Source organism: Actinophytocola sp. (genome assembly GCF_009379765.1).
Classification (GTDB): Bacteria; Actinomycetota; Actinomycetes; order Mycobacteriales; family Pseudonocardiaceae; genus Actinophytocola.
Genome location: NZ_WHTD01000047.1, coordinates 26926 through 49931 on the forward strand (window position 1 = coordinate 26926; position 23006 = coordinate 49931).

19 protein-coding genes are annotated in these 23006 nt (G+C 70.8%); 6 read left to right on the forward strand and 13 right to left on the reverse strand.

The genetic code is table 11. The annotated features are described in order from the left end of the window. Nucleotides 1-7: 7 nt before the first annotated feature. The 4 genes from GEV28_RS16410 to GEV28_RS16425 form a co-directional block, all read right to left on the reverse strand. The gene (locus GEV28_RS16410) at nt 8-1447 is read right to left on the reverse strand and encodes a tryptophan 7-halogenase (protein WP_291412943.1); all 1440 of its coding nucleotides are present in this window, start codon (nt 1445-1447) and stop codon (nt 8-10) included. A gap of 4 nt (nt 1448-1451) precedes the next feature. Beyond that, a complete protein-coding gene (locus GEV28_RS16415; RefSeq protein WP_291412944.1) occupies nt 1452-1847 on the reverse strand; it encodes a nuclear transport factor 2 family protein in 396 nt (131 codons plus the stop codon). Nucleotides 1848-1869: 22 nt separating this feature from the next. After that, a complete protein-coding gene (locus tag GEV28_RS16420; RefSeq protein ID WP_291412945.1) occupies nt 1870-2922 on the reverse strand; it encodes an alpha-ketoacid dehydrogenase subunit beta in 1053 nt (350 codons plus the stop codon). Between the two features lie 111 nt (nt 2923-3033). Beyond that, nucleotides 3034-4011 carry a thiamine pyrophosphate-dependent dehydrogenase E1 component subunit alpha gene (locus GEV28_RS16425; protein ID WP_291412946.1) on the reverse strand — a complete coding sequence of 326 codons (978 nt, stop codon included), beginning with the start codon at nt 4009-4011 and terminating at the stop codon, nt 3034-3036. Nucleotides 4012-4197: 186 nt separating this feature from the next. Between GEV28_RS16425 and GEV28_RS16430 the strand changes: the two genes are divergently transcribed. The 3 genes from GEV28_RS16430 to GEV28_RS16440 all read left to right on the forward strand — a co-directional run bounded on the left by GEV28_RS16430 (nt 4198) and on the right by GEV28_RS16440 (nt 7035). Then, complete coding sequence (locus tag GEV28_RS16430) at nt 4198-5361, forward strand: PLP-dependent aspartate aminotransferase family protein (RefSeq protein ID WP_291412947.1); 1164 nt, start codon at nt 4198-4200, stop codon at nt 5359-5361. An 11-nt stretch (nt 5362-5372) separates the two neighbouring features. After that, the gene (locus tag GEV28_RS16435; protein WP_291412960.1) at nt 5373-5786 is read left to right on the forward strand and encodes a TIGR03668 family PPOX class F420-dependent oxidoreductase; all 414 of its coding nucleotides are present in this window, start codon (nt 5373-5375) and stop codon (nt 5784-5786) included. Nucleotides 5787-5916: 130 nt separating this feature from the next. Next, the gene (locus GEV28_RS16440) at nt 5917-7035 is read left to right on the forward strand and encodes a cytochrome P450 (RefSeq protein WP_291412961.1); all 1119 of its coding nucleotides are present in this window, start codon (nt 5917-5919) and stop codon (nt 7033-7035) included. Nucleotides 7036-7042: 7 nt separating this feature from the next. On the opposite strand, the gene GEV28_RS16445 is transcribed toward GEV28_RS16440, so the two are convergent. From GEV28_RS16445 to GEV28_RS16485, 9 genes are all read right to left on the reverse strand, one after another. Continuing rightward, the gene (locus GEV28_RS16445; protein ID WP_291412948.1) at nt 7043-7513 is read right to left on the reverse strand and encodes a hypothetical protein; all 471 of its coding nucleotides are present in this window, start codon (nt 7511-7513) and stop codon (nt 7043-7045) included. A gap of 3 nt (nt 7514-7516) precedes the next feature. Beyond that, on the reverse strand, nt 7517-12439 hold the full coding sequence (locus tag GEV28_RS16450; protein ID WP_291412949.1) for a DNA repair ATPase: 4923 nt from the start codon (nt 12437-12439) through the stop codon (nt 7517-7519). A 47-nt stretch (nt 12440-12486) separates the two neighbouring features. Next, on the reverse strand, nt 12487-14487 hold the full coding sequence (locus GEV28_RS16455) for a flotillin family protein (protein ID WP_291412950.1): 2001 nt from the start codon (nt 14485-14487) through the stop codon (nt 12487-12489). A gap of 16 nt (nt 14488-14503) precedes the next feature. Then, nucleotides 14504-15130 carry a hypothetical protein gene (locus GEV28_RS16460; protein ID WP_291412951.1) on the reverse strand — a complete coding sequence of 209 codons (627 nt, stop codon included), beginning with the start codon at nt 15128-15130 and terminating at the stop codon, nt 14504-14506. A gap of 362 nt (nt 15131-15492) precedes the next feature. Next, on the reverse strand, nt 15493-15762 hold the full coding sequence (locus GEV28_RS16465; RefSeq protein WP_291412952.1) for a GlsB/YeaQ/YmgE family stress response membrane protein: 270 nt from the start codon (nt 15760-15762) through the stop codon (nt 15493-15495). 166 nt (nt 15763-15928) lie between these two features. After that, entirely contained in the window at nt 15929-16204 is a 276-nt protein-coding gene (locus tag GEV28_RS16470) for a DUF6752 domain-containing protein (protein WP_291412953.1), read from the reverse strand. Continuing rightward, on the reverse strand, nt 16192-17805 hold the full coding sequence (locus GEV28_RS16475) for a methyltransferase domain-containing protein (protein ID WP_291412954.1): 1614 nt from the start codon (nt 17803-17805) through the stop codon (nt 16192-16194). The genes GEV28_RS16470 and GEV28_RS16475 overlap by 13 nt, the downstream gene beginning before the upstream one ends. 62 nt (nt 17806-17867) lie before the next feature. Then, complete coding sequence (locus GEV28_RS16480) at nt 17868-19076, reverse strand: MFS transporter (protein WP_291412955.1); 1209 nt, start codon at nt 19074-19076, stop codon at nt 17868-17870. Then, nucleotides 19073-20443 carry a GH1 family beta-glucosidase gene (locus GEV28_RS16485; protein WP_291412956.1) on the reverse strand — a complete coding sequence of 457 codons (1371 nt, stop codon included), beginning with the start codon at nt 20441-20443 and terminating at the stop codon, nt 19073-19075. Before GEV28_RS16485 ends, GEV28_RS16480 begins: the two co-directional genes overlap by 4 nt. Nucleotides 20444-20632: 189 nt before the next feature. Between GEV28_RS16485 and GEV28_RS16490 the strand changes: the two genes are divergently transcribed. The 3 genes from GEV28_RS16490 to GEV28_RS16500 all read left to right on the forward strand — a co-directional run bounded on the left by GEV28_RS16490 (nt 20633) and on the right by GEV28_RS16500 (nt 22911). Beyond that, on the forward strand, nt 20633-21664 hold the full coding sequence (locus GEV28_RS16490; RefSeq protein ID WP_291412957.1) for a hypothetical protein: 1032 nt from the start codon (nt 20633-20635) through the stop codon (nt 21662-21664). Between the two features lie 137 nt (nt 21665-21801). Further along, entirely contained in the window at nt 21802-21984 is a 183-nt protein-coding gene (locus GEV28_RS16495) for a hypothetical protein (RefSeq protein WP_291412958.1), read from the forward strand. A 588-nt stretch (nt 21985-22572) separates the two neighbouring features. After that, a complete protein-coding gene (locus GEV28_RS16500; protein WP_291412959.1) occupies nt 22573-22911 on the forward strand; it encodes a hypothetical protein in 339 nt (112 codons plus the stop codon). The last annotated feature ends 95 nt before the right edge of the window (nt 22912-23006 follow it).

Genomic DNA, 23006 nt, shown 5'->3' on the forward strand with positions numbered 1-23006 from the left:
GGACGGGTCAGGCAGCCTGCTCGGTTGCCCCACCGGAAGCCGCGCGCACCGCGGCGACCAGGTCCGCGCGGCCCGCGCCCGGCAGCATCGGCGGCGGACCGCCGGCCAGCGCCGTGCCGACCCGTTCCTTGATCTCGTCGTTGGCGTACAGCTCGGCGGGCGACACCAGCGACATCATCACCTGCGCAACCCGGCGCCAGATCTCGACGTCCTTGGTGGACGCCGCGACGACCGTGCCGAACGTGACCACCCCGGGCGGCGGCATCTGCGGCCGCCCACCCTTGACGGTGGCCTCCCACAGCCCCGCCCGGCCGCGGTCGTTGGCGATCGACTCGCCGAGCCACGGGGCGAGCAGTGCCTTGCTGGCGCCGGCGAACCTCGCCGCCTGACCGCGGTCCACGGTCGGGTGCGCGGCGAGGGTGTCCACCAGCTCGAAGATGTGCGCCAGCGCCAGCGAGACACCCCGCCCGTAGGCCGGGTTGGTCGTGCACACCGAGTCGCCAAGGCCGTAGAAGCCGACCGGCAGGTCACCGGCGGGGTCGGCGAGGCGGGAGCTGTTGTCCAGCCCGCCCATCGCGTACACCGGGGAGATCGGCTCGGAGTTGCCGGGCGCGACCCATCCGGCGAGCAGGGGGGTGGCCCTGATCGCCGCGGTGAACGCTTCTTCGGTGCGCAGTGCCTTCATCTCCTTGTCGTCCGGCAGGACGCCGAGGGAGATGGAGAACGTGTCGCCGTCGCCGAGGAACAGCACGGCGGTGTAGCTGTCCCACAGGCCGCCGGCGCCGAACCCGCGGTTGAGCGGGCCGGGCGGCGCCGGGGTCAGCCGGCGGTAGTAGCGGGTGTAGTAGGTAATCCGGCAGCTCTCGCTGGTCTGCTCGGGCACCGGGAGGCCGGCGGCGCCGAGCCACTGCGCGGCGGCGGTCTTGCGGCCGCTCGCGTCGAGCACCAGGTCGGCGGCGATCTCCCTGCCGTCGTCGAGGCGCACGCCGGTGACCCGGCCACCCCCGGCGACGACCCCGCGGACCGTCGCGCCGGACCGGACCGACACGCCCGGCCTGGCCAGCGCTCGGTCCCGCAGCACCCACTCGAACACCGAGCGGCGGCTGGTGAGCATGTTCAGCTCGGCGTCGGAGGGCGTGCGCTCGAAGTCGCCCAGCATCGGCGGTGGGAAGTCGGCCAGGTTGACCTTGCCCGCGCCCGCGGCCACCAGCGCCTCGTACACGTCCGGCAGCCGGTCGCGCAGCAGGTTGGTGCCCCGCGAGCCGAACGCGTGCGAGTGCGCGGCCTGCGGCACGGTCGGCCGCACCCAGCCGCCCGCCGCCTCGTCCAGTGTGGACGGTGGGGCGGCGGCCTCGCGCTCGACCAGCTCGACCTCGTGGCCCGCGTCGGCCAGCGCCGCCGCGGCGGCGAGCCCGGTGACGCTGGCGCCAACAGCGATGATCTTCATGGGCTCACGCGTTCCAGAACTCGTCGACGGCGTACACGTCGTTCGGGTAGGTCCAGAACTCCTTGATCTTGCCGGCCACGATGCGCGCCACGTTGATGAACGGCATCTCCAGCACGATGCCCTTGCGCTCGTAGCGGGTGTGCAGGATGGCGAACGCGTGGTTGTCGCTCGCGCCGATCTCCGTGACCTCCATGTGGAGGTTTCCGTTGGTCAGCTCCCACATCTTGTTGGCGAACGCGGTGGAGTCCTCGATGCCCACGTGCTCACCCGACAGCGGGTTGCGGCCCGGGTAGTGGTGCACCGAGTCCTCGTGCCAGTAGGTGCCCGCGGTCTCCACGTCGCCGGCCCCGAAGGACGCGTACACCTTCTCCATCAGCTGGACGTTCGGGTGGTCGGACATTGTTCGTCTCCTTAGTGGACGGTCAGGACGCTTTCGACAGGGAGGCCGGGAGGGTGGCGCGCGCCGCGTCCGCGATCTTGCCGGCGTTGGGCGGGAACGCGTCCTCGAGCACCGGGCTGAACGGCACCGGCGCGTGCGGACCGGTGACCGTGCGGACCGCCGCGGACAGCGAGCCGAACCGGTGCTCGGCGACGTTGCCGGCGATGTCGGTGGCGATCGAGCAGCGCGGGCTCGACTCGTCGACGACGACCAGCCGGCTGGTCTTCTCGACACTCGCGTACACCGTGTCGAAGTCGAACGGCGAGAGCGTGCGCGGGTCGACGACCTCGGCCTCGACCCCCTCCGCGGCGAGCCGCTCGGCGGCCCCGAGCGCCTCGTTGACCATCCGTCCTATCGCGACGATCGTGACGTCGCCACCCTCGCGCACGACCTTCGCCTCGCCCAGCGGGATCGTGTACCGCTGCTCCGGCACCACGCCGCGGCTGCCGAAGTAGAGCATCTTGTGCTCGAAGAAGACCACCGGGTCGTCGTCCTGGATGGACGCCGCGAGCAGGCCCTTGGCGTCGACCGGGTTGGACGGCGCGACGACCTTGAGCCCGGGGATGTGCGCGAACAGCGAGTAGAGCGACTGGGAGTGCTGCGCGCCGCGGCGCATCCCCGTGCCCCACATGGCCCGCAGCACCAGCGGCACCTTGGCCTTGCCGCCGACCATGTAGCGCAGCTTCGCGGCCTGGTTGAGGATCTGGTCGAAGCAGACCCCGGCGAAGTCCACGAACAGCAGGTCGGCCACCGGGCGCAGGCCCGTGGCGGCGGCGCCGACCGCGGCGCCGACGAACGCCGCCTCGGTGATCGGCGCGTCGAACACCTTGTCCGGGAACTGGTTGTGCAGCCCGCGGGTCGGGCCCCAGGCGTGGCCGAGCGTGCCGTCGCAGCCGGTCCCGCCGATGTTGTCCTCGCCGAACACGACCACCGACGGGTCCGCGGCCATCTCCTGCGCGAGCGCCTCGTTCAGTGCCTCCAGGTAGGACAGCACGCGGGGCTGTTCCGCCTCTCCGGAATTAAAACTTGTGGTCACCTTGGTTCACCTCGTCCGGTTCGGCACGTACTTGTGGCCGGTTTGCGTCCCGTTCCCCTTGGGTTGCGGTTCGCAGATACGCGATTCGTCAAGTGCGGTCATGGCTGTCTCTCAGTACGTGACGTAGACGTCGGTGAGCAGCTCGGCCAGGTCGGGCGCGGGCGCGGCCTTCGCGTCGGCGACGGCCACCTCGACGGCCGCATCGACCGTCACGTCGACGGCCGCGAGGTCGTCGGCGGGCAGCTCGCTCGCGGCCGCGAACCTGTCGAGGCAGTCGGCGTCGGCGCGCAGCCGCTCGACCTCGCCCTCGCCCCGGTAGCCCTGCTGGTCGAAACCCTCCATGTGACCGAAGAACCGGCCGGCCTTGCACTCGATGAGCGACGGGCCGCCGCCGGTGCGGGCCCGCTCGACCGCGGCCTCGGTGGCCGCGCGGACCGCGAAGTAGTCCGTACCGTCCACAATGGTCGCGGGCATGCCGTACGCCTCGGCCCGGCGGGCCACGTCCAGCCCGCGCAGGTGGTAGCGGGTGCCGGTGGCCTGCGCGTAACCGTTGTCCTCCACCACGAACACCACCGGCAGCTGCCAGACCGTGGCGAGGTTGAGGCTCTCGGCGAACGAGCCCTGGTTGGCCGCCCCGTCACCGACGAACGCGACCGACACGTGCGTCTTGTCCAACACCTTGGCCGACAGTGCCGAGCCGCAGGCCAGCGGCGCACCACCGGCGGCGACCCCGTTCGCGCCGAGCATGCCGCGCTCGAAGTCGGCGATGTGCATCGAGCCGCCCTTGCCGTTGCACGAGCCACCCGCCTTGCCGTACAGCTCGCGCATCATCTCGTTGATGTCGCAGCCCTTGGCGATCGCGTGGCCGTGGCCGCGGTGGGTGCTGGCGATGTAGTCGCCCTCGGCCAGCGCCCCGCAGACCCCGGCGGCCACCGCCTCCTGACCGGCGTAGAGGTGCACCGCCCCGGGCAGCTCACCGGTGGTGAACTCCGTGTGGACCCGCTCCTCGAAGGCGCGAATGGTCCGCATCACCCGGTACGCCTCGATCAGTTCCTCGCGGCCGAGCGCGCCGGCGGATTCTGTCGCCATGGGACGGTTTCCTTTCCGAGTTCCCGCGGGATTCGTGCTGTCGCCTTCGCCGAGGCTAGGTCGATCTGCGGCGGATCCGGGGAAAGGTCGAGCCGCCCTCGACCGCGTGTGCCGGAGCACTGTCAGGTGCTCGTCAGCGAGGTGTCGACGTACTGTGGGAACGAGCCCATCCGACAGGAGGTCCAGGTGCACACCAGCGACGACTCGCGGATCGAGACCCTCGCCGTCCACGCGGGCGAGCGGGTGCCGGGGCCCGACGGCTCCGTGGTGTTCCCCATCTACCAGGGCACGGTCTACACGTCCGAGCCCGGTGAGAGCTACCACGACATCAAGTACCACCGGCTGAACTCGACCCCGTCGCAGGTCTACCTGCACGACAAGCTCGCCGCGCTCGAGGGCGCCGAGGCCGCGCTCGCGACGGCGTCCGGCATGGCCGCGGTCACGACGATCCTGCACACGCTGCTGCACGCCGGCGACCACCTGCTCGTCGGCGACGTCCTCTACGGCGGCACGCACAACTTCCTCACCGGGCACGCCGAGGCGCTGGGCCTGAGCTACACGATGGTCGACCCGCACCAGCCGGACACCTGGGCCGCGGCCAAGCGGCCCAACACGAAGGCGTTCCTCGTCGAGACCATCACCAACCCGCTGATGCGGGTTGGCGCGCTGCGGGAGGTCGTGGCGTTCGCCCGGGCCGAGGGCCTGGTCAGCGTCGTGGACAACACGTTCGCGAGCCCGGTCAACTTCCGCCCCGTCCCGGCAGGCTTCGACCTCGTGTTCCACAGCGCCACCAAGTACCTCAACGGCCACTCCGACCTGGTGGCCGGCGCGGTCGCGGGCTCGGCGGCACTGGTGGACCAGGTGCGCAAGGAGCTCAACATCTACGGCGCCAGCCTCGACCCGCAGGCCGGGTTCCTGCTGGCCAGGGGCCTGAAGACACTCGCCATCAGGGTCCGGGCGCAGAACGCGAACGCCCAGGCGCTGGCCGAGTTCCTCGCCGCCAGCGGCAAGGTGGCGACGGTCAACTACCCGGGCCTGGCCGACCACCCGGACCACGCGCACGCGGCCGAGCTGCTGTCCGGCTTCGGCGGCATGCTGAGCTTCCGGCTGGCCGGCGGCGTGGAGGCGGCCGACACACTGCTGGACGCGCTGCGGCTGCCGGCGGTCGCGCCGTCGCTCGGTGGCGTCGAGTCGCTCGTCACCCGCCCATCCCTCACCTCGCACGCCGGCATGAGCCAGGAGGACCGCGCGAAGGCAGGCGTGACCGACGACCTGATCCGCTTCAGCTGCGGCATCGAGCACGTCGACGACCTGCTGGAGGACTTCGCGCAGGCACTCGACAAGGTCTAGCCGGGGTGGACCTGGACGTGCCGGCGGCCCGCGCCCGCTGCGCGGCGGCGCGCGTGGCCCGGCTCGCGACGGTGGACGGCGGCGGTCGCCCGCACCTGGTGCCGGTGACCTTCGCCGTCCGCGGCGACGTGGCGGCGATCGCGGTCGATCACAAGCCGAAGCGCACCACCGAGCTCAGGCGGCTCGCCAACATCGAGTCCAACGACCGGGTGAGCGTCCTCGTCGACCACTACGACGACCAGGACTGGACGCGGCTGTGGTGGGTGCGCGCGGACGGTACTGCCCGGGTCCTGCGCGGCGACGACCGCGACGAGCCGATCGGCTGGCTCGTGGCCAAGTACCCGCAGTACCGGGCCCGGCCTCCCGCCGGCCCGGTGATCCTGATCGAGGTCGAGGTCTGGCGCGGCTGGGCGGCCGCCGGCTGATCCCTCGGGCCCGGGAGTCGCGCCGCGTGACGTCGTCTGGCATTGTTTATTTCGTACGCAGTAGAGCTCGCGGGGGCGGAACCATGACCGACGCACCGCCCGTACCTGCCCGTTCGACCCGCCGGAGGAGCTGCGGGCACGCGCCGAGCGGCCGCTGTCCCGGCTGCGCTTCACGGACGGCTCGCTCGGCTGGCTGGTGACCGGGTACGCCGAGGCCCGCCAAGTGCTCGCCGACCCCCGGTTCTCCGCCCGGCTCGACCTGGCCGGCTCGGCGATCCGCCGGAACGCACCCGACGCGGGGCCGCCGGGCGCGTTCCTGTTCATGGACCCGCCGGACCACACCCGCTGTCGCAAGCCGCTGACCGGCCGGTTCACCGTGCGGCGGATGCGCCTGCTCGAGCCGAGGATCGCCGAGACCGTCGAGGCGACGCTGACCGCGATGGAGCGCGGCGGCCCACCGGCCGACCTCGTGACCCAGTTCGCCCTGCCGGTGGCGTCGCAGGTGATCTGCGCGCTGCTCGGCGTGCCGTACGCCGGGCACGAGGCGTTCGAGCGGCAGTCGCTGGACATGGTCGACCCGACGAAGGACGAGGCCGAGCGGGCCGCCGCCGGCGAGGCGATGTTCCAGATGCTGCACGCGCTGGTCCGGCACAAGCGCGCTGAGCCGGCCGACGACCTGCTCAGCGGCCTCACCGGGAGCGATCTGGACGACGTCGAGCTGACCGGGATCGCGATGGTGCTGCTGTTCGCCGGCCACGAGACGAGCGCGAACATGCTCGCGCTCGGCACGTTCGCGCTGCTGCGCCACCCCGACCAGCTGGCCGCCCTGCGCGCCGGCGAGTCCGATGTGGACGATGTGGACGGTGCGGTCGAGGAACTGCTGCGGCACCTGAGCATCGTGCAGTACGAGGTGAACCGGGCGGCACTCGCCGACGTCGAGGTGGCCGGCGAGACGATCAGCGCCGGGGAGAGCGTGCTGGTGTCGCTGCCGCTGGCCAACCGCGACGGGGACCGCTTCCCCGACCCCGACGAGCTGGACCTCACCCGCGCGACCGGCGGGCACCTGGCGTTCGGGCACGGCGTGCACCAGTGCCTCGGCCAGCAGCTGGCCCGGATCGAGCTGCGCCTCGGCTGCACCACGCTGCTGCGCCGTTTTCCCGACCTTCGCCTGGCGATCCCGGCCGAGGAGGTCCCGCTGCGCACCGGCCGCGGCATCTACGGCGTCGACCGCCTCCCGGTCGCCTGGTGAGCGGTCGTCAGGCGAGCAGGCCGAGGGCGCGGAACCGGTCGAGCATGGCGTCCCGCGACAAGGCGCCGGCGAGGAGGAGCGGTGTGTCGGCGTCCAGCTCGCGCAGCGACGTGAGCAGCCGGTCCGCGCGGGGGTCCGCCCGGCTCAGGTCCGCCACGACAACCGTGTAGCCGCCGTCGGCGAAGTGGTCCAATGCCTCGTCGACGTCGCCGACGACATCGGCCGGGACGGCGAGCCGGTCGAGGACCGCCGCGTTCGGCCCGTTCCGGTCGCCCACCCACAGCACCGGCGGCCCCGGCTCGGGGTCGGGCTCCGGATCAGCGAGGCCCTGCGCCTGCATGGCCTTGAGGTTGACTCGGTCGAGCAGCCGGGCGACCGGCTTGGCGAACACCACCAGGCCCACGAGCAGCAGCATCAGCGCCAGGCCCATGACCATGTTGGTCACCGGGTTCGGGTGGGCGAACCGATCGGCCAGCACGGCTCAGCTGCCCCGGATGGCTGACTCGACCGCGGCCACCTGGTCGGCCAGCAGGCCTACCGCGCCGATCGCGCGGGACATCGGGTCGTCGCCCGAGCCGCCGAGGGCCTTCTCCCGGAGGTAGCCGGCCTTCACCTCGGACCAGCGGGTTGCCTGTTCCGGGGTCAGGGTGCCGCGCAGCTCGGCCAGCTTCAGCAGGTTCGCCTCCGCTCCCGCGGTGAGGGTCTGCGCCTCGCCGAGGTAGTGGTCGTCGATCACCGACTCCAGCTCGGCGTCGTTCATCACCGGGACGATCCGCTCGGCCAGCTTGTTCATGTTCCGGTACGAGCCCTGCAGCTGGAACGGCGGCTCGGTGCGGGACGCGTCCGCCTGTGCGGCCGAGGCGATGTAGGCCTGGTTGTTGGCCAGCACCACCTGCTGCACCCGCGACAGCTTGCGCAGCACCGAGAGCACCTGGTCCAGCTCGACCGACGAGTACGCGTGCGACAGCTGGTCCGAGCGCACCGACTCCTCACCCCGAGCAAGCCGCACCAGCAGCTCGATGTCCGCACGCTCCCGTGTGGACAGTGGGGCCAGCACGGCGTTGGACGTCAGCGAGTTCTCGACATAGCTCAACGCGAACAGCACTTCCCGGCCGGACAGCACGTCGCCGAGGTTCCACACGTCCGCGCGGTTGGCGAGCATGTCCGGGATCCGGAACCGCTTGCCCTGCTCGGTGTACGGGTTGCCGGCCATGCACACCGCGAACCGCTTGCCACGCATGTCGTACGTGCGGGTCCGACCCTGCCAGACCCCCTCCATCCTGCGCTGCGCGTCGCACAGCGAGATGAACTTCTGCAGCAGCTCCGGGTTGGTGTGCTGGATGTCGTCCAGGTACAGCAGCGCGTTGTTGCCCAGCTCCAGCGCGAACGAGATCTTCTCGATCTCCTGGCGCGCGGTGGCGTTGGGCGCGTCGGCCGGGTCGAGCGAGGTGACCTCGTGGCCCAGCGCAGGCCCGTTGACCTTCACGAACACCAGCCCGAGCCGGTTCGCGACGTACTCCATCAGCGTCGTCTTGCCGTAGCCCGGCGGGGAGATGAGCAGCAGCAGACCCATCTGGTCGGTGCGCTTGGCGTCGCCGACCGCGCCGAGCTGCTTGGCCAGGTTGTCGCCGATGAGCGGCAGGTACACCTCGTCGAGCAGCCGGTTGCGCACGAACGCGCTCATGACCTTCGGCTTGAACTCCTCGAGCCGCAGCCGCTCGCGCTCGCGGGTGACCAGCTCGTTGCGGAGCCGCTGGTAGGCCCGGTACGCGGGCACCTTGGACACCTGGAACTCGCGGGTCCGGGTGAGCACCTCGTCGAGCCGCAGCGGGAGCTTGCGATCGACCACCCGCGGGTGCGACCCGAGCAGCCCCTCCACCGTGGCCGACAGCGTGGCCGACGAGTCGTGCCGCGGCAGCTCGCACAGCACGAGCGCCACGGCTTCGGGTAGGTCGTCCGTCGCGAGACCGTCCACAGTGGGAAGGAACGCGGACAGCCACGCCCGCACCAGCTGGTGCCGGGCCGCGAGATCGTCACCGAGCGCGCGCAGGTCGCCGTCGAGCTCCTTGCGGACGCCCAGCGCGCGCCGGAACTTGTCGACCATCGTGCGCGCGCCCGCACTCGTGACGAACCCGAGCGGCGTCGACGCCAGCTCCTCGAACAAGTACTCGGCGGCCAGCGCCGGCGGCTCGTCGAGACCCGCGCCGCGGTGGAACCCGCTCATCGCCGCCGACAGCTCGGCGCACAGCTCGGCGACCGCCGGCACCGGCCCGAACGCCGAGCGTGCCCTGGCGAGCGACCCGGCACGGGTCGACCAGAGCCGGCGGGTGGGCTCGTCGGCGCCGAAGCTCCAGAACAGCTGGGCCGCGGCCCGCGCGTCCGGCGGGTAGCGCAACAACCCGGCGCCCGCGTGCAGGCGCAGCAGCACCGAGAGGATCGCCGCGGCGTCGTGGTCGTGCACGCCGCGCTCGTAGCCCTCGTCGTAGCGGGACTCCGCCGCCTCGCGTACCAGGTCGAGCAGGTCCGCGGGCTCGTGCGAGGCGTCGGGCGGCACGTCGGCGAGAAGGCTCGTGGCGAGGTACTCCGCGCGGTAGACCTCGGCCGACTCGGACACCAGGATCTGGTCCCAGAACGGCTTGGTCGCCTCGAAGTCCTTGTCCCGCACGGGTTCCCGGAAGTCGGTGCCGGTGACCGCAAGCGACATCCGGCCGTCCTTGGGCACCAGCGTGAGGTCGATGGCCTGAGTGTTGACCGCGAACCGGTGCCGGCCCAGCCGGAGGGTCTCGCCGCCAGTTTTGTCGTCGCTGCCGAACAGGTCCGCGCGGTCCCGCAGCGACCGGCCGGCCTCCTGCCGCGCGGCCTTGATCCGCCCCGCCAGCTCCTCGGCGCGCACCGAGTCCTCGAGCGCGCGCAGCTCGTCGGCGACGCTGCGGACCTTCGCGACCATGGGGTCGGAGGCGAAGTAGGTGTTGATCTCGTCCAATGAGGACAGCGCGGCGACCCGCCGGTTGATGCTGGTGAGGACCCGCTCGGCGGAGTCGACCAGCCGGTCCGCGCGCCGCGCCCGCTCGTCGACCAGCGACTGCTTGCGCGAGGAGAACGCCTCGTAGACGTCGGTGCGCTTCTCGCCGAGCTCGGCGAGGAAGTCGTCGAACTCGGCGAACCGCGACTCCAGGTTCTCCAGCCGCAGCAGCAGCCTGCCGAGCTGCTCGGCACAGCGCTGCGGGGTGTCCGCCACCGCGAGCGCACCGGTGATCGCCTGGCCCAGCAGCGCGAACTCGGCGGCGAACGCGGCCCGCCCCTCGGTGGACAGCAGCGCCTTGCGCCGGCCGTCCAGCGTGGCCCGGGCACGGTTGACGCCGCCGAGCACCTCGCCGACCCGCTCCAGGATCTGGGTGCGCACGGTGGCGTCGGCGATGTCGAGCGACCCGACGACCTCGGTGACGATCTCCAGCCCGCCCGCCTGCTCGGCGAGCCGCTCGCCCACCGGGCCGGCCTCGGCGACCGTCTTGATCGCGTCGGCGTCGGCGACCAGCGCGTCGACCGTCCGGTGGTAGCCGGCGAACGCGTCCGGGCCGCGCAGGAACTCGACCGCCCGCTTGGCCGCGGCGCCCAGCTCGGACTCCAGCGTCGTGGCCAGCTCGTCGATCTCGGCGGTGTCCACGTACCGCAGCTCGCGCAGCGTCACCAGCCGGCCCTGCGCGCGGCGCAGCTCGGCGAGCTGGGCCACCCACTGGTCGGCCGACTTCGGCGCCTCGCCGCGAACCCGGCGCACCAGCGACGCGATCGCCTCGCCCGCCGCACCCAGCTCCTTGGCCGCGGTGCCGGTGAGCGACTGGACGTTCTCGAACTCGGCCAGCGCCCGCTCGGCGGTGGCCCGCACGTCCGCGACCGGGGTGCGCAGGTCACCCAGCTCGGACTCGCCGAGCCAGTGGTAGTTGTCGAACGCCCTGGCGCACGCGGCGATGAGGCCCTCGAACATGGCCGTCGACGGCGCCATCTCGCCGATCATGCGGGTGACCGACAGGCAGTCGGAGATGCCGCGTACGAGGTCCGCGTTGCCCACCCGCTCCAGCGGCCCGGTGCCCACCGGTTGCGACGCGGCGAAGCTGTCCGACACGTACGGCGTCTGCCACACCTGCATCGGGTGCACCCGGGTCGGTTCCTCGGACGTGGCCCGGAACGCGACCAGCGTGCCGTCCTCGAACAGGGAGTACCCGTGACACGGCAGCGGGGTGGCGACCTCCTTGCGGATCACGTTGTAGGGCAGCAGCAGCGTGCGCCCCTCCCGGCGGGCGTGGAACGCGTACACCACGTCCTCGCCGTTGGGTGAGCGGATGACCCGCTCGAACTCGAGGTCGTCGGTGTCGGTGTCGAAGGTGCGGGACGCGCCGGTGGCGAGGTAGTACCCGCCGGGGAAGATCAGGCCCTGGTCCTCGGGCAGCCGCTGGCACGCCTGGCCGATGCCGTCGAGCCGCACGACGCTCTTGGTCCGGGTGTTGAAGACCAGGTGGCGCCAGGTCGTCTCCTTGTAGGGCAGGATCTTCAGCAGGATCAGCGGGCCGACCATCGCGTAGCGCACGTCGGCGTCGGCGAGGCTCTGCAGCGGCTCGTCCACCGGCTCGCGGTAGATGCCCTCGCCGACCTCGGTGTTGTTCTCGATCTTGACGGTCAGGTCGCCGCCCAGCGTCTCGATGAAGACCTGGTGCTCGATCGAGATGTGCGGGAACCGGCCGAGGACATGGTGCTCGCGGGTGGTATCGACCCACTCGAAGTCGTGCGGTGGCGGGAAGACGTGATCGCGCTCGCCCGCGTTGTCGAGGTAGGAGATCGTGCCGCCGTCGCGGCCCCCGGCGCCGGCAGGCCCGGAACCGACCGCCCAGCGCAGCACCTTGATGTCCTCGGTGCGCGGGCCGGTCTGGAAGACCGCCAGCAGCTTGCCCTCGACCGGGCGCAGCTGTAGCAGCCGGGTCTCCCGGTAGTAGCGGTGCAGCTCGGTGAAGTCACGCCGGAACCGCTCGTCACGCAGCAGCTCGGGACGCTCGTCGGGGCCCGCGTCCTCGAACCGGAACGCGTCGCCGTCCCGGGTGAACCGGTGCAGCGAGAACACGTCGTCGACCGTGGTCTCCGGCTTGAGGCCGATGAACACGTTGTAGCCGAACAGCATCAGGCCGCCGGCCCCGTTGCCGTCGCCGTCCGGGACGGACACGATGTCGCGCGGCACGCAGTTGTGCTCGGTGCGGATCCGCTCGGCGCCGACGAGCCGCAGCTCGGTGCTCCCGAACACCTCGAGCCGCTGCGCGTTGAGCGCCTCGGCCCGCTTCGTGAGCTCGGCCGCCTGGGCGGCGAGCCGGGTCCGGAGCACCTCGTAGGTGCGCGCGTCCAGCCCGTCCTGTTCGGCCACTGCGGACCCCCCGGCCGGCTTGGCCGGGGAGTCCGTCACCGTGTGGGTCACTGCTTCGACGCGATGACGGCGGCCGGCGGCTCGGCCACGGTGACCGGGACGGCCGGCACGCCGTTCAGCAGCTCCTGGATGCGGGTCGCGTTCGGGCCGCCGTCCTTCATGAGCTTCATCAGCATCGCCGACATCGACAGGTTCTTCACGTCGTCACTGCCGAGCGAGGTCAGGATCTGCTTGACGTCGTCGGCGAAGTTGGCTTCGCCGTTGAGCCAGGGGCCCGCGAGCTTCTGCGCCACCTCGGAGTTCTCCACGAAGCCGTCGACGCCCTTGCCGAGTGCGATCGAGCCCATGAGCTTGTCGAAGAACACCGTGTCGCCGCCGACGATGTCGATGTCGGCCTTCTCCAGCCCCTTCGCGAGCACCGAGGCCTGCGCCGCGGCGACCTCACGCTGCGCCTGGATGCCGGCCAGCCGGACGTCCTTCTCGGTTTCGAGGCGGAGCCGGAACTCCTCGTGCCCGCGGGAGGCATCGTCCAGCGTGGCCATCGCGGCGGCCTTCTCGGTGAGGCCCTCGGCCTCGCCCTTGAGCTTCTCGCGCAGCGCGTCGGCGCCGGCCAGCGCCTTCTCCCGGATCACGATCGACTCGGCGCGACCCTCCTTCTCGATGACCTCGGCGCCGCGCTCGCGCACCTGCACGTCGGCCAGCCCCTCGGCGGCCGCCTCGGCCTGGATTCCCTCGGCGAGCCGGATCTTGGCGGTGGCGTCGAGCTCGGCGGCCTGCTGGCGGGCCTCGGCGAGCAGCAGCTCCTCGCGGGCCTTGAACTTGGCGGCGGCCTCCGCGGCCTCGGCCGCCTTGATGTCCTTGACCAGGCTCTCCTGCGCATCGGCCTCGGCCCTGATGACGATCGCCTGGCGGGACCGCTCGGCCTCCTCGACCGCGCGCAGCCGCTTGATGTTCTCCTCCTGCTCGGCCACGGTCTTGTCGACCGCGATCCGCTCCCGGACGACCTCGGCGACCGAGCGCTTCTCGACCTCGACCTCCTTGTCCTTGGCGGCGTTCGCGAGGGCGATCTCCCGCTCGCGGCCGACGACCTCGAGCTGGCGGTCCTTCTCGATCCGCTCGGTCTCGATCGCGATGACCCGCTCGCGGTTCTTCTCGGCGACCGCGACCTCGCGGGCCCGGTTCTGGTCCTGGACGCCGAGCTGCTCGTCGGTGCGCAGGTTCGCGGTCTGGGCCTTGAGCCGCTCCTCGGCGGCCACCTTGGCGGTCTCGGCCTCCTCCCGGGCACGCATGGTCTCGACCTCACGGTGCTGCCGGTTCTCCGCGTCGGCCTGCCGGCGCTCCAGCTCGAGGATGGCCTCCCGGGCGTCGACGTTCTGGCGGGTGATCTCCTTCTCCTCGTTGCGGGTGAACTCGTTGGTGCGCACGTGCTCGATCGCGGTGAGCTCGGTGATCTTGCGGATGCCCTGCGCGTCGAGGATGTTGTTGGTGTCCAGCTGCGCGAGCGGGGTCTGCTCGAGGAAGTCGATGGCCGCGTCCTCGAGGCTGTATCCGTTGAGGTCGGTGCCGATCACCTGGAGGATGCGATCCCGGAACTCGTCGCGCTTGGTGTAGAGGTCCACGAAGTCGAGGTGCTTGCCCACGGTCTTGAGCGCCTCGGAGAACTTGGCGTTGAACAGCTCCTGCAGCGTCACCTGGTCGCTGGCCCGTGCGGTGCCGATGGCCTGGGCGACCTTGACGACGTCCTCGACGGTCTTGTTGACCCGCACGAAGAACGTGATCCGGATGTCCGCGCGGATGTTGTCCCGGCAGATCAGCCCGTCCTGGCCGGTCCGCTCGATCTCGATGGTCTTCACCGAGATGTCCATCGTCTCCGCCTTGTGCAGCACCGGGAGCACGACCGCGCCGGTGAACGTGACGTGCACGTTGCGCACCTTGGAGACGATCAGCGCCTTGCCCTGCTCGACCTTGAGGAACAGGCGGCTGATGGCGATGAGGAGGATGAGCAGAACGGCGAGCACCACGCCGATCGCGATGAGGATTGGCTCCATCGTGGACCTTTCTTGATCAGGTGGCGGCCGGCGCGACCCAGAAGAACTCGCCGTCGGTGTCGTAGTCGAAGATCAGCGCCAGGCGGCCGGCGGTCAGCTCGTGCTCGCCGGTCTGGCGGACCTGGATGACCGCGGACGACCCGTCCGCGGCGGTGACCTCGGCCTGGCCGAAGTCGGTGGAGACCTTGCCGGTGCGGACGACGCACTCGCGCCCGATGAAGTCGGCGCGGGACGGCTCGAGGCCGGAGACGTAGAGCTTGCGCAGCGGCAGCGCGATGAGCCGCGCCGCGAGCAGCCCCACGACGATCGCGACGACGAGCACCCCGATGCCGAGTGCGGTCGCGAGCGCGCCGTCGAGGCCGACGAGCAGCAACCCGCCGACCAGGCTGACGAACCACGCGAAGATGATCAGTACGGAAAGGGAGACGGTGACCGGGACGCCGCCGAGCCCGAGCCCGTCGAGCAGGCCGCCGCCGTCGCCGTCGTCGCCACCACCGTCGTCCCCGCCGACGTCGTCCCCGCCCCCGACGTCGATGTCCAGCGTCCCGAGCACGACCAGCAGCCAGTAGAGAACGACGACGACGAGCAGGAAACTGAGGAGTACAGCGGGAAAGGACAGCGCGGCGTCGACGAACTCGCCCATGTGCAATGCCTCCCGAGCCCCACCCTCGGCATCCCGCCACCGGGTTGCCCGCGAGCCGCGAGCATACTCAGGCGGAATGCCCGTTCAGGAGCGGTTCGGTGAAAATGCGCGCTGTTGTGCGGGTATTTCCACCGCTAGTGTCGCGTGATCCTGAAACCTTTGCGTCCGCTGTGGATCAACGTGGCTCCTGGCAAGGCGGAGGAAAGCCGCTCGTACTGGATGTACTTGGGCTTTTCTCCAACGCATCCAGGGGCCGCGTTGGCCGCAGCGGCGTAAAGGTTTCAGGGTCACGCGATACTAGTGTCCCGTGGTTCTGGTTGCGTGGGCCGCAGCGGGCGCCAGGGGGCCAAGGGACACCAGGGTTACCGCGGCTGGCGCGCCCGCACCCCGGACAGCAGCGAGACACCCCCACCGGCGAAGATGACCTGCAGCGCGAGCTCGGTCCAGTCGACACCCGGCGTGTCCGCGACGCCGATGATGCCCGCCACCCCGGTGCCCGCCACGGCGGCCACGATTCCGACAAGAATGGTGACGAACAGTGACAGCTGCCGCTTTCCGGGGGCGATGAGCCGCCCGAGCCCACCGACAGCCGCCCCGAAGATGATGGCCGTAATGATCCCGGTGATCTCCACGAGAGCTCCCTCCTCCTGTGGGCGCCGGTCCACGGGCGCCCACATACCAGGATCGGCCCGCGGAGGCCCCGTGACATCGGGCATCACCCGGAGAGAACCCTGACCCGCGACCCGACCGACCACCGACATGGACATCGCCGAGGTCGAGGGCCGGTGGCCGGGCGCGCTAGAAGGACGTGCGGTTGTACTTCGCGAGGATCGCGCGGATCTTGTCGTCCTCGCGGTCCGCCGCGGGCACCAGCACCTCGGTGACGACGTCGGTCAGCTCGGCGAGGCGCTGGTGCAGCCTGCGCGTCTCCTGCACCTCGTGCTCGAGCTCGGTGACCCGGTCACGCAGCCGGCGCAGTTCCTCGTCCACGCCGACGACCCGGGCGAGCCGCTTGGCTTGCCGAAACACGATGTCCCGGGTCCCGGCACGCAGCCTCGTCTTCAGTGTTTCCATGTTGCCACCAGCCTGCATACGTGGGGGTCCTCGTTCTTGTAGACGGCCAGGCCGTATCCGGCCTCCCGATGCTCGATCTGCCCGCCGCGCTCCTCGATCTCCGCGACCACCACGTCGGGCTCGAGGTACTTGCGGAAGTGCTCGCCGAACTCCTTCTCCACACCGGCGTCCAGGCCGGTGCGGAACTCCAGGTAGAACTTCCCGCCCCGGCGCAGGCACATGCCCGCCACCCGCCACAGGTTGTGCCGGCCGAAGTCCTCGAGCGCGTGGATCAGGAAGCGCCCGTAGAGGATCGGCGGCGCGGCGCGGTGCGCAAGGTCGCCGCCCATGGCCAGGATCTGGCGGATGTCGTAGAGGTTGAACGTCTGGAACCGCGCGGGCAGGCCGTCCTTCTCCGCGAGGTTGCCGGCCCGCTCGGTGGCCGCGGGGATGTAGTCCAGGCCCAGCACGTCGTGTCCCTCGCGGGCGAACCACAGCGAGTCGCGGCCGGTGCCGGAGCCGATGTCCACAATGGCCGCGTCGGCGGGCTCCTGGTCGTGCACCCACTGCGCGAACGGCGACGGGTTGTCCGAGACGGCGGCGCTGGACCTGCCGAAGTAGAACGGCCACCAGTGCTGGCGGTTGTTGTTGTTGCCGCGGGCCCAGCCGTCGAGACGGCGGCGCACCCGGTGCGGGGTCTCGAACTTGAACGACGGGTCCGGGATGCGCCAGTGCGGGCCGTAGGTGATCTCCAGCAGCGCCTCGGGATCGGCCGGCGCGGTGATCTTGCGACCTTCGAGCTCGATCTCGCCCAGCGGCAGGATGACCTCCTGGCGGAAGGTGGTCGAGTGCACCTCGGGCATGAGGTAGAAGGTGTCCTCGACGACGAACCCGGCGAAGACGTCGATCGCCCGGCCGCCCTCCGGGTCCGGGACGATGACCTTGAAGTCGGCCGAGGAGAAGCGCCAGGTCCAGTAGCCGGCCTCGATCATCACCCGCTCGAGCGCGAACGACTCGCGGGCGACGTCGACCGGGCTGCGGTGCTCGCTGAGGTAGGCGACGTCGGCGTCGGAGTCGTGCGGGATGAACTTCCCGTCACGCACCGCGCCGAGCAGCGCGCCGAACGCGAGGAACGCGTCCACCCCGGCGCCCCGCATGCGGGCGAGCACGTCCTCGACGGCGTCGAGCAACGCGTCGACGGTGGCCTGGCCACGCTCGGCGAACGAGCACTGCATGTCGCCGCCCTTGTCGACGATGAGCGGCCTGCCCTGCCCGTCGACGATCTTGACGCGGTGGTCGCTGTCGTCGAACGCGTAGTCGCCGTCGAAGAGGGTCTCCTCGGAGAACCGCTCGCGGACGGTGACGTGGCCGGTGCCGCGCAGGAACGGCCTGAGGTTGACCGGCCAGGAGGCGAGCCTGCGCTTCCCGGCGGCCCGGGTGTCGCGGCCGGCGTGGAAGGACCAGACCCACTGGCCGTCGAACAGGACGTCGATGACCGCCTGCTGGTCGGCGGCGACCCGAACGCCGTCCCGATCGACGAGGGCTGCGCCGGCGGTGGTTGCGGAGGCGCTCCCGGCGGCGTCAGGGAGCGCGGGGCCTCGGCGGCTGTCGGTTCCAGGCATGATTCGCAGCACTCTAACAGCGCGTAAACGAAAGGTGGAATCCCCGTAAACCTGGTTGGCGCTCAGGCGACCGCGCGGATCTTGAACACCAGCACCGCGCCGGCAAGCCCCACGGCGGCCGCCAATCCGTACAGCACCGGGTACCCACCTAGATACGTGACGATCGGCGCCGCCAGTGCGGGCGCGAGGACCTGCGGCAACGCGTTCGCCACGTTGATGACGCCGAGATCCTTGCCCCGGTCGCCCGCCGCCGGGAGCACCTCGGTCATCAGCGCGAAGTCGACCGACGTGTAGACGCCGAACCCGAGGCCCAGCACCGCGGCCGCCACCAGCGCACCCGTCCAGGTCGGCCACGCGGCGAGCAGCAGCGCGGCCACCGCCATCACGATCCCGGCCCAGCAGACGAAGGTCCGGCGCCGCCCGACCCGGTCCGACCAGATGCCGCCGACGACCACGGTGGACAGCAGGGTGGCGGCGTAGATCCCGGTCAGCACGAACACGCCGCCGTCCGGGTCGTCGTGGTGGACCGCGTCCTGCAGGAAGTACAGGAGGTAGACGATCGCGATGCTGTTGCCCAGGTTCATCAGGAACCGGGTCAGCCAGGCCCAGCCGAAGTCCGGGAACCGCCGCGGGCTGACCCAGAACCCGCGCCAGCTGAACGCGGGCGGCTCGGTGATCACGGTGTCTCGCCGCAGTCCGAGGTACGGCACGGTCGCCACCAGCAGGAACGCGGCGCACACGAGGTAACCGGCGGCAAGCCCGCCGACTGCCGCCGCGAGGCCGGAGCCGGCCACGATGCCGAGCGTCTGCCCGACGCCGATCCACCCGCCGACCATGCCGCGCTGCCGGTGCGGCACCTGGTCGGGCACCGCCGCCACGAGCGCGGCGAACATCGCGTTCAGGGTCAGCTGCGCGAGGCACCAGCCGAGCGCCATCATCGCGATGTTCGGCGCGACGGCGAGCACGACCAGGCTCACCGCGCCGCCTGCCGCGCCGAGCGCGGTCCACGGCAGCCGCCTGCCCATGCGCCACGTCGTCCGGTCCGACAGCGCGCCGAACAGCGGGTTCGCCACCATCGACACGGCCGCGCCGAGCCCGACCACGAGGCCGAGCGCAAGCTCCTTGTTCGCTGGCGCGAGCTCCTCCGCCTGCTTGCCGAGCAGCACCTGGATCGGCCCGTACCAGGCGGTGAAGAGGCCGAGCCCGGCGAGTGACAGCAGCGCGGTCCAGCGTGCCGGGACCCGTTCCGTCGGCTCGGCCAGGGTGGTCAACGCTGGGCTCTGATCAGCTCGCGGTACCAGTGGAAGGAGTCCTTCGGCCTGCGCTCCAGCGTGTCGTAGTCCACATGGACCAGCCCAAACCGCTGCGAGTATCCGACCGCCCACTCGAAGTTGTCCACAATGGACCATACGAAGTAGCCGCGGAGGTCGATCCCGTCGTCGATCGCCTGCCGGGCGGCGCGTACATGCCCGTCCAGGTAGTCGATCCGCCGCACGTCGGCGACCCGACCGTCGTCGTCCGGGCCGTCGTTGTACGCGCAGCCGCTCTCGGTGACGTACACCGGCGGGAGCCGGTCGCCGTACTTGGCCTTGAGCGCGGCCAGGACCTCGCGCAGCCCGTCCGGCACCACCGGCCAGCCGAAGTCGGTGATCGGGTAGCCGTCGACCGGCGGGAACTCGAACGGGAGCCCGTCGGGCATGGCGACGCCGTCGATCACCGCGGCGGCGGTCGCCGGCTGCGGCGCGCCGACCCGGCTCGGCTGGTAGTAGTTGACGCCGTACCAGTCCAGCGGCGTGGAAATGGATTTCAGGTCCTCCGACACCGGGCCGGGCATCGCGTTGGCGAAGTCGTCCGGGTACTTGCCGAGGAGCACGGGTGCCGCGAACAGGTCGTTGACGAGCGCGTCGTAGGTGTGGGCCGCGGTGCGGTCGGCGACCGCCTCGGACGCGGACCACACCGGCACATGATGGTTGGCGATGCCGATGCGCTGCGCACCGGTCGCCCGCAGCGCGTGGGTGGCGAGGCCGTGCCCGAGCAGCTGGTGGTGCGCGACCGGGAGTGCCTCGAGCATCAGCTGCCAGCCGGGGGCGTGCGCGCCGACCGCGTAGCCGAACATCGTGAGCACCATGGGCTCGTTGAGCGGCATCCACATCCTGACCCGGTCACCGAGCTTCGTGCCGACGACGGTGGCGTAGTCGGCGAAACGGTAGGCGGTGTCGCGGCTGAGCCAGCCGCCGGCGTCCTCGACGACCTGCGGGGTGTCCCAGTGGAAGAGCGTGACCGCGGGGGCGATGCCGGCGGCGCAGAGCTCGTCGACGAGCCGGTCGTAGAAGTCGAGGCCTGCCTGGTTGACCTCGCCCCAGCCGGCCGGGAGCACGCGCGACCACGAGACAGAGAACCGGTAGGTGTCGACGCCGAGCTCGGCCATGAGCGCGACGTCCTCGCGGTAGCGGTGGTAGTGGTCCGTTGCCACCGCACCGGTGTCGCCGCCGAGCACCGTGTTGGGCCGGGCGCAGAAGGTGTCCCAAGTAGACGGACCGCGCCCGTCCGCGTCGGTCGCGCCCTCGATCTGGTACGCCGAGGAGGAGACGCCCCACTGGAACCCGTCCGGGAACGCGGGAATCGCGGGTGGCGTCATCGGTGGCCGTCCTCCCCGAGGGCGTGATCGTGAATCAAGAGCCAACAGAGCTTGGACCGTGTGATCCGTGTGGTCAAGACACGTTTGTGGCAACTGCTCGCTTCGCGCCTCGCGCGGCTCGGCGTTCTTCGCCAAGCCGTGACATGGAAGCGGGTTCAGCCGTGTGTGAGCCCAGGAATACTGTGCGTCATGCGCAGCCGCCCCGCCCGGTTCCCTCTGGCGCTGGCCGTGGCACTGTTGGTACTCACCGGCTGCGGCGCGGACAGCACCGACGAGCCGGGGCCGGTGCGGTTCACCAGGGTCGTGCTGCCGGCCGGCGGGACCCCGGAAGTCCTCGCGGGCACCGGTGACACGCTGTTGATCGGCGTGCGGCGGGAGGGCGCGCAGGTCGTGCCGGGGCTGCTGCGGCGCGGCCCGGACGGCAAGATCGCCGAGATCGCGGTGCACCCCGGCACGCCGTACGGGCGCGAGGCGTTCTGGTACTCGCTCACGACCGACGGCGAGCGGATCGTCGCGATCGGCGGCAAGCGGGGCGGCGCGCACGGCAATGTCCGGTGGAGCGCGTGGACCGGGTCGGACGCGGGGATCACCGAGAAGGAGCAGGCCTTCAGCACGTTCGGCGGCCTCGGCGCGGGCGACCTGACCGCCGCCGTACACACGCCGGCGGGGCCGATGCTTGTCGGGACGTGGGAGAGCGAGCAAGTCGGCCTGGACATCAGGATCTGGACCCAGGACGGCGACCTGTGGCTCCGCGGGCCCGCGGCCGGTACGGCGCTGGAGAACCGGCGCGAGTCGCTCAAGTTCCCGATGGCGGCGACGGCGCTGCGGCAGGGCATCCTCGTCGCCGGCTGGGAGCTGTCCGGCGGGAAGCAGCGACCGGTCGTGTGGCAGTCGGGTGCCGGGAACACCGGCTGGACCATGACGGCGCTGCCCGACGCCGCCGCGCCGGGTGTCGCGGTCGCGGCCCGGTGCTGGGAGTCGGCGTGCGCGATCGCCGGCCGGGTCGACGACAAGCTCGCGGTGTGGTCGCTGACCGACGGCAGGTGGGCGCGCCTGGCCGGCGTCCCGGCCGTTGCGGTGGCCGACGACGAGAAGCTCGCGGCCCCGGTCGACGTCGACGGCCGGCCGACCCAGGTGATCAACGACGGCGACGCGGTGCGGATCGCGTTCCCGGACCGCGACGGCTGGACGGTCCGGTCGGTGGCCCGAGCGGCGCGGTGACGGCGGTGACCCTGATCGGCCGAACGCTGTACGTGCTCGCCGGCGACGGTCTGTGGCAGACCGACGTCGGGTCGTTCAGCGCCTGACCGGTCGGCCGGGCAGCCCCGCCCGTGGAGCGCCGCGCGCAGCGCCGGCCCGTGGATGCGGTGCACGTCGGCGGCGCGTTCTTCTTCACCGCCCGGGCCGACCTCGCGGCGAGCATGCTGCGTGAGCTGACCGAGAAGCGCTACGTCGGCAAGGCGATGGCCGTGGTCACCACCGCGGTCAGGCCGAGCATCGCCAAGATCATCTGGCGTGAGGCGATAAAGAAAAAGAAGTAGAGGTAAAGCGGGTACGCACGCAGTTTCCACGATATCGACCCGAACGTCGGCCGATGGGCTCCCGCCGCCGGGCGACCAGGCCCCGGCTTCCGCACCGGCGCGTCAGGCTCCGGCAGCACGCTCCGGTCCGGTGCCACTGGTTCAGCATCAGCCCGCTGAACCTCGACTGAAGAATTCAGCTCACCTGAACACGACCGGCCAATTCATCCCCGGGTTCAGCTGTTGCTCCCCAGCAACCGAGCCGAATTCAGAACGTGTTCACGTCCCTTTCGGCCCGCACACTTGAGCAGTACTTCTGCTGCAGTGCGCCCCACCACCGAGAGGCGTCTTACTTCAGCAGATGTCGAGTAGATGAGAGCTGGTCATTAATCTGGAGCCCAGCCGGAGACGTTCGCTCCATCACGTGAGCCACACGAAAGTCTGCTAGCCATCGGCGTCGTCATGCTCTTTTGGTCGCCGCAACGCATGCTCTACTGTAGTCCCAGTCACACGCTCCGACTGAGCGGGCTCACGGCACACGGCAGCGGCGCACCGCCACCCCGTCACGACTTTGCAGCACCGGATTCGACAGCCGCTGGGGAGGCTGGCATGACCGAACGACGAACAACATGGGTTCCCGCGGGAAGGTGCAGTCTGGTCGCCGCCGACGTGGTCGGTTTCGGCAGGCAGCGCAAGAACCTGCAAGTCCAGATCTATCTGCGCGACAGCCTGCACACGCTCATCGAGAACGCCTTCGTCAAATCGGAGGTCGATTTTCGCCAATGCTATTCGGAGGACCGCGGCGACGGACTTGTCGTAGCGGTTCCGCCCGATATCCCGACCGCACAACTAATTCACCCGTTCGTGGAATACGTGCGCGCGGGCCTGCGCCTGCACAACATGGAGGATTATTCAAAAGGGTCAGTTGGTGATGCGCCGACTATTTGAAAGTGGAGTTTCTTTCCCGTGGATCTAGTCGGCGTGTCGAGTGGGCAACGGCCTTTCCTGATGGTTTGATTTCGGTTACCACAGCCGTATCAAAC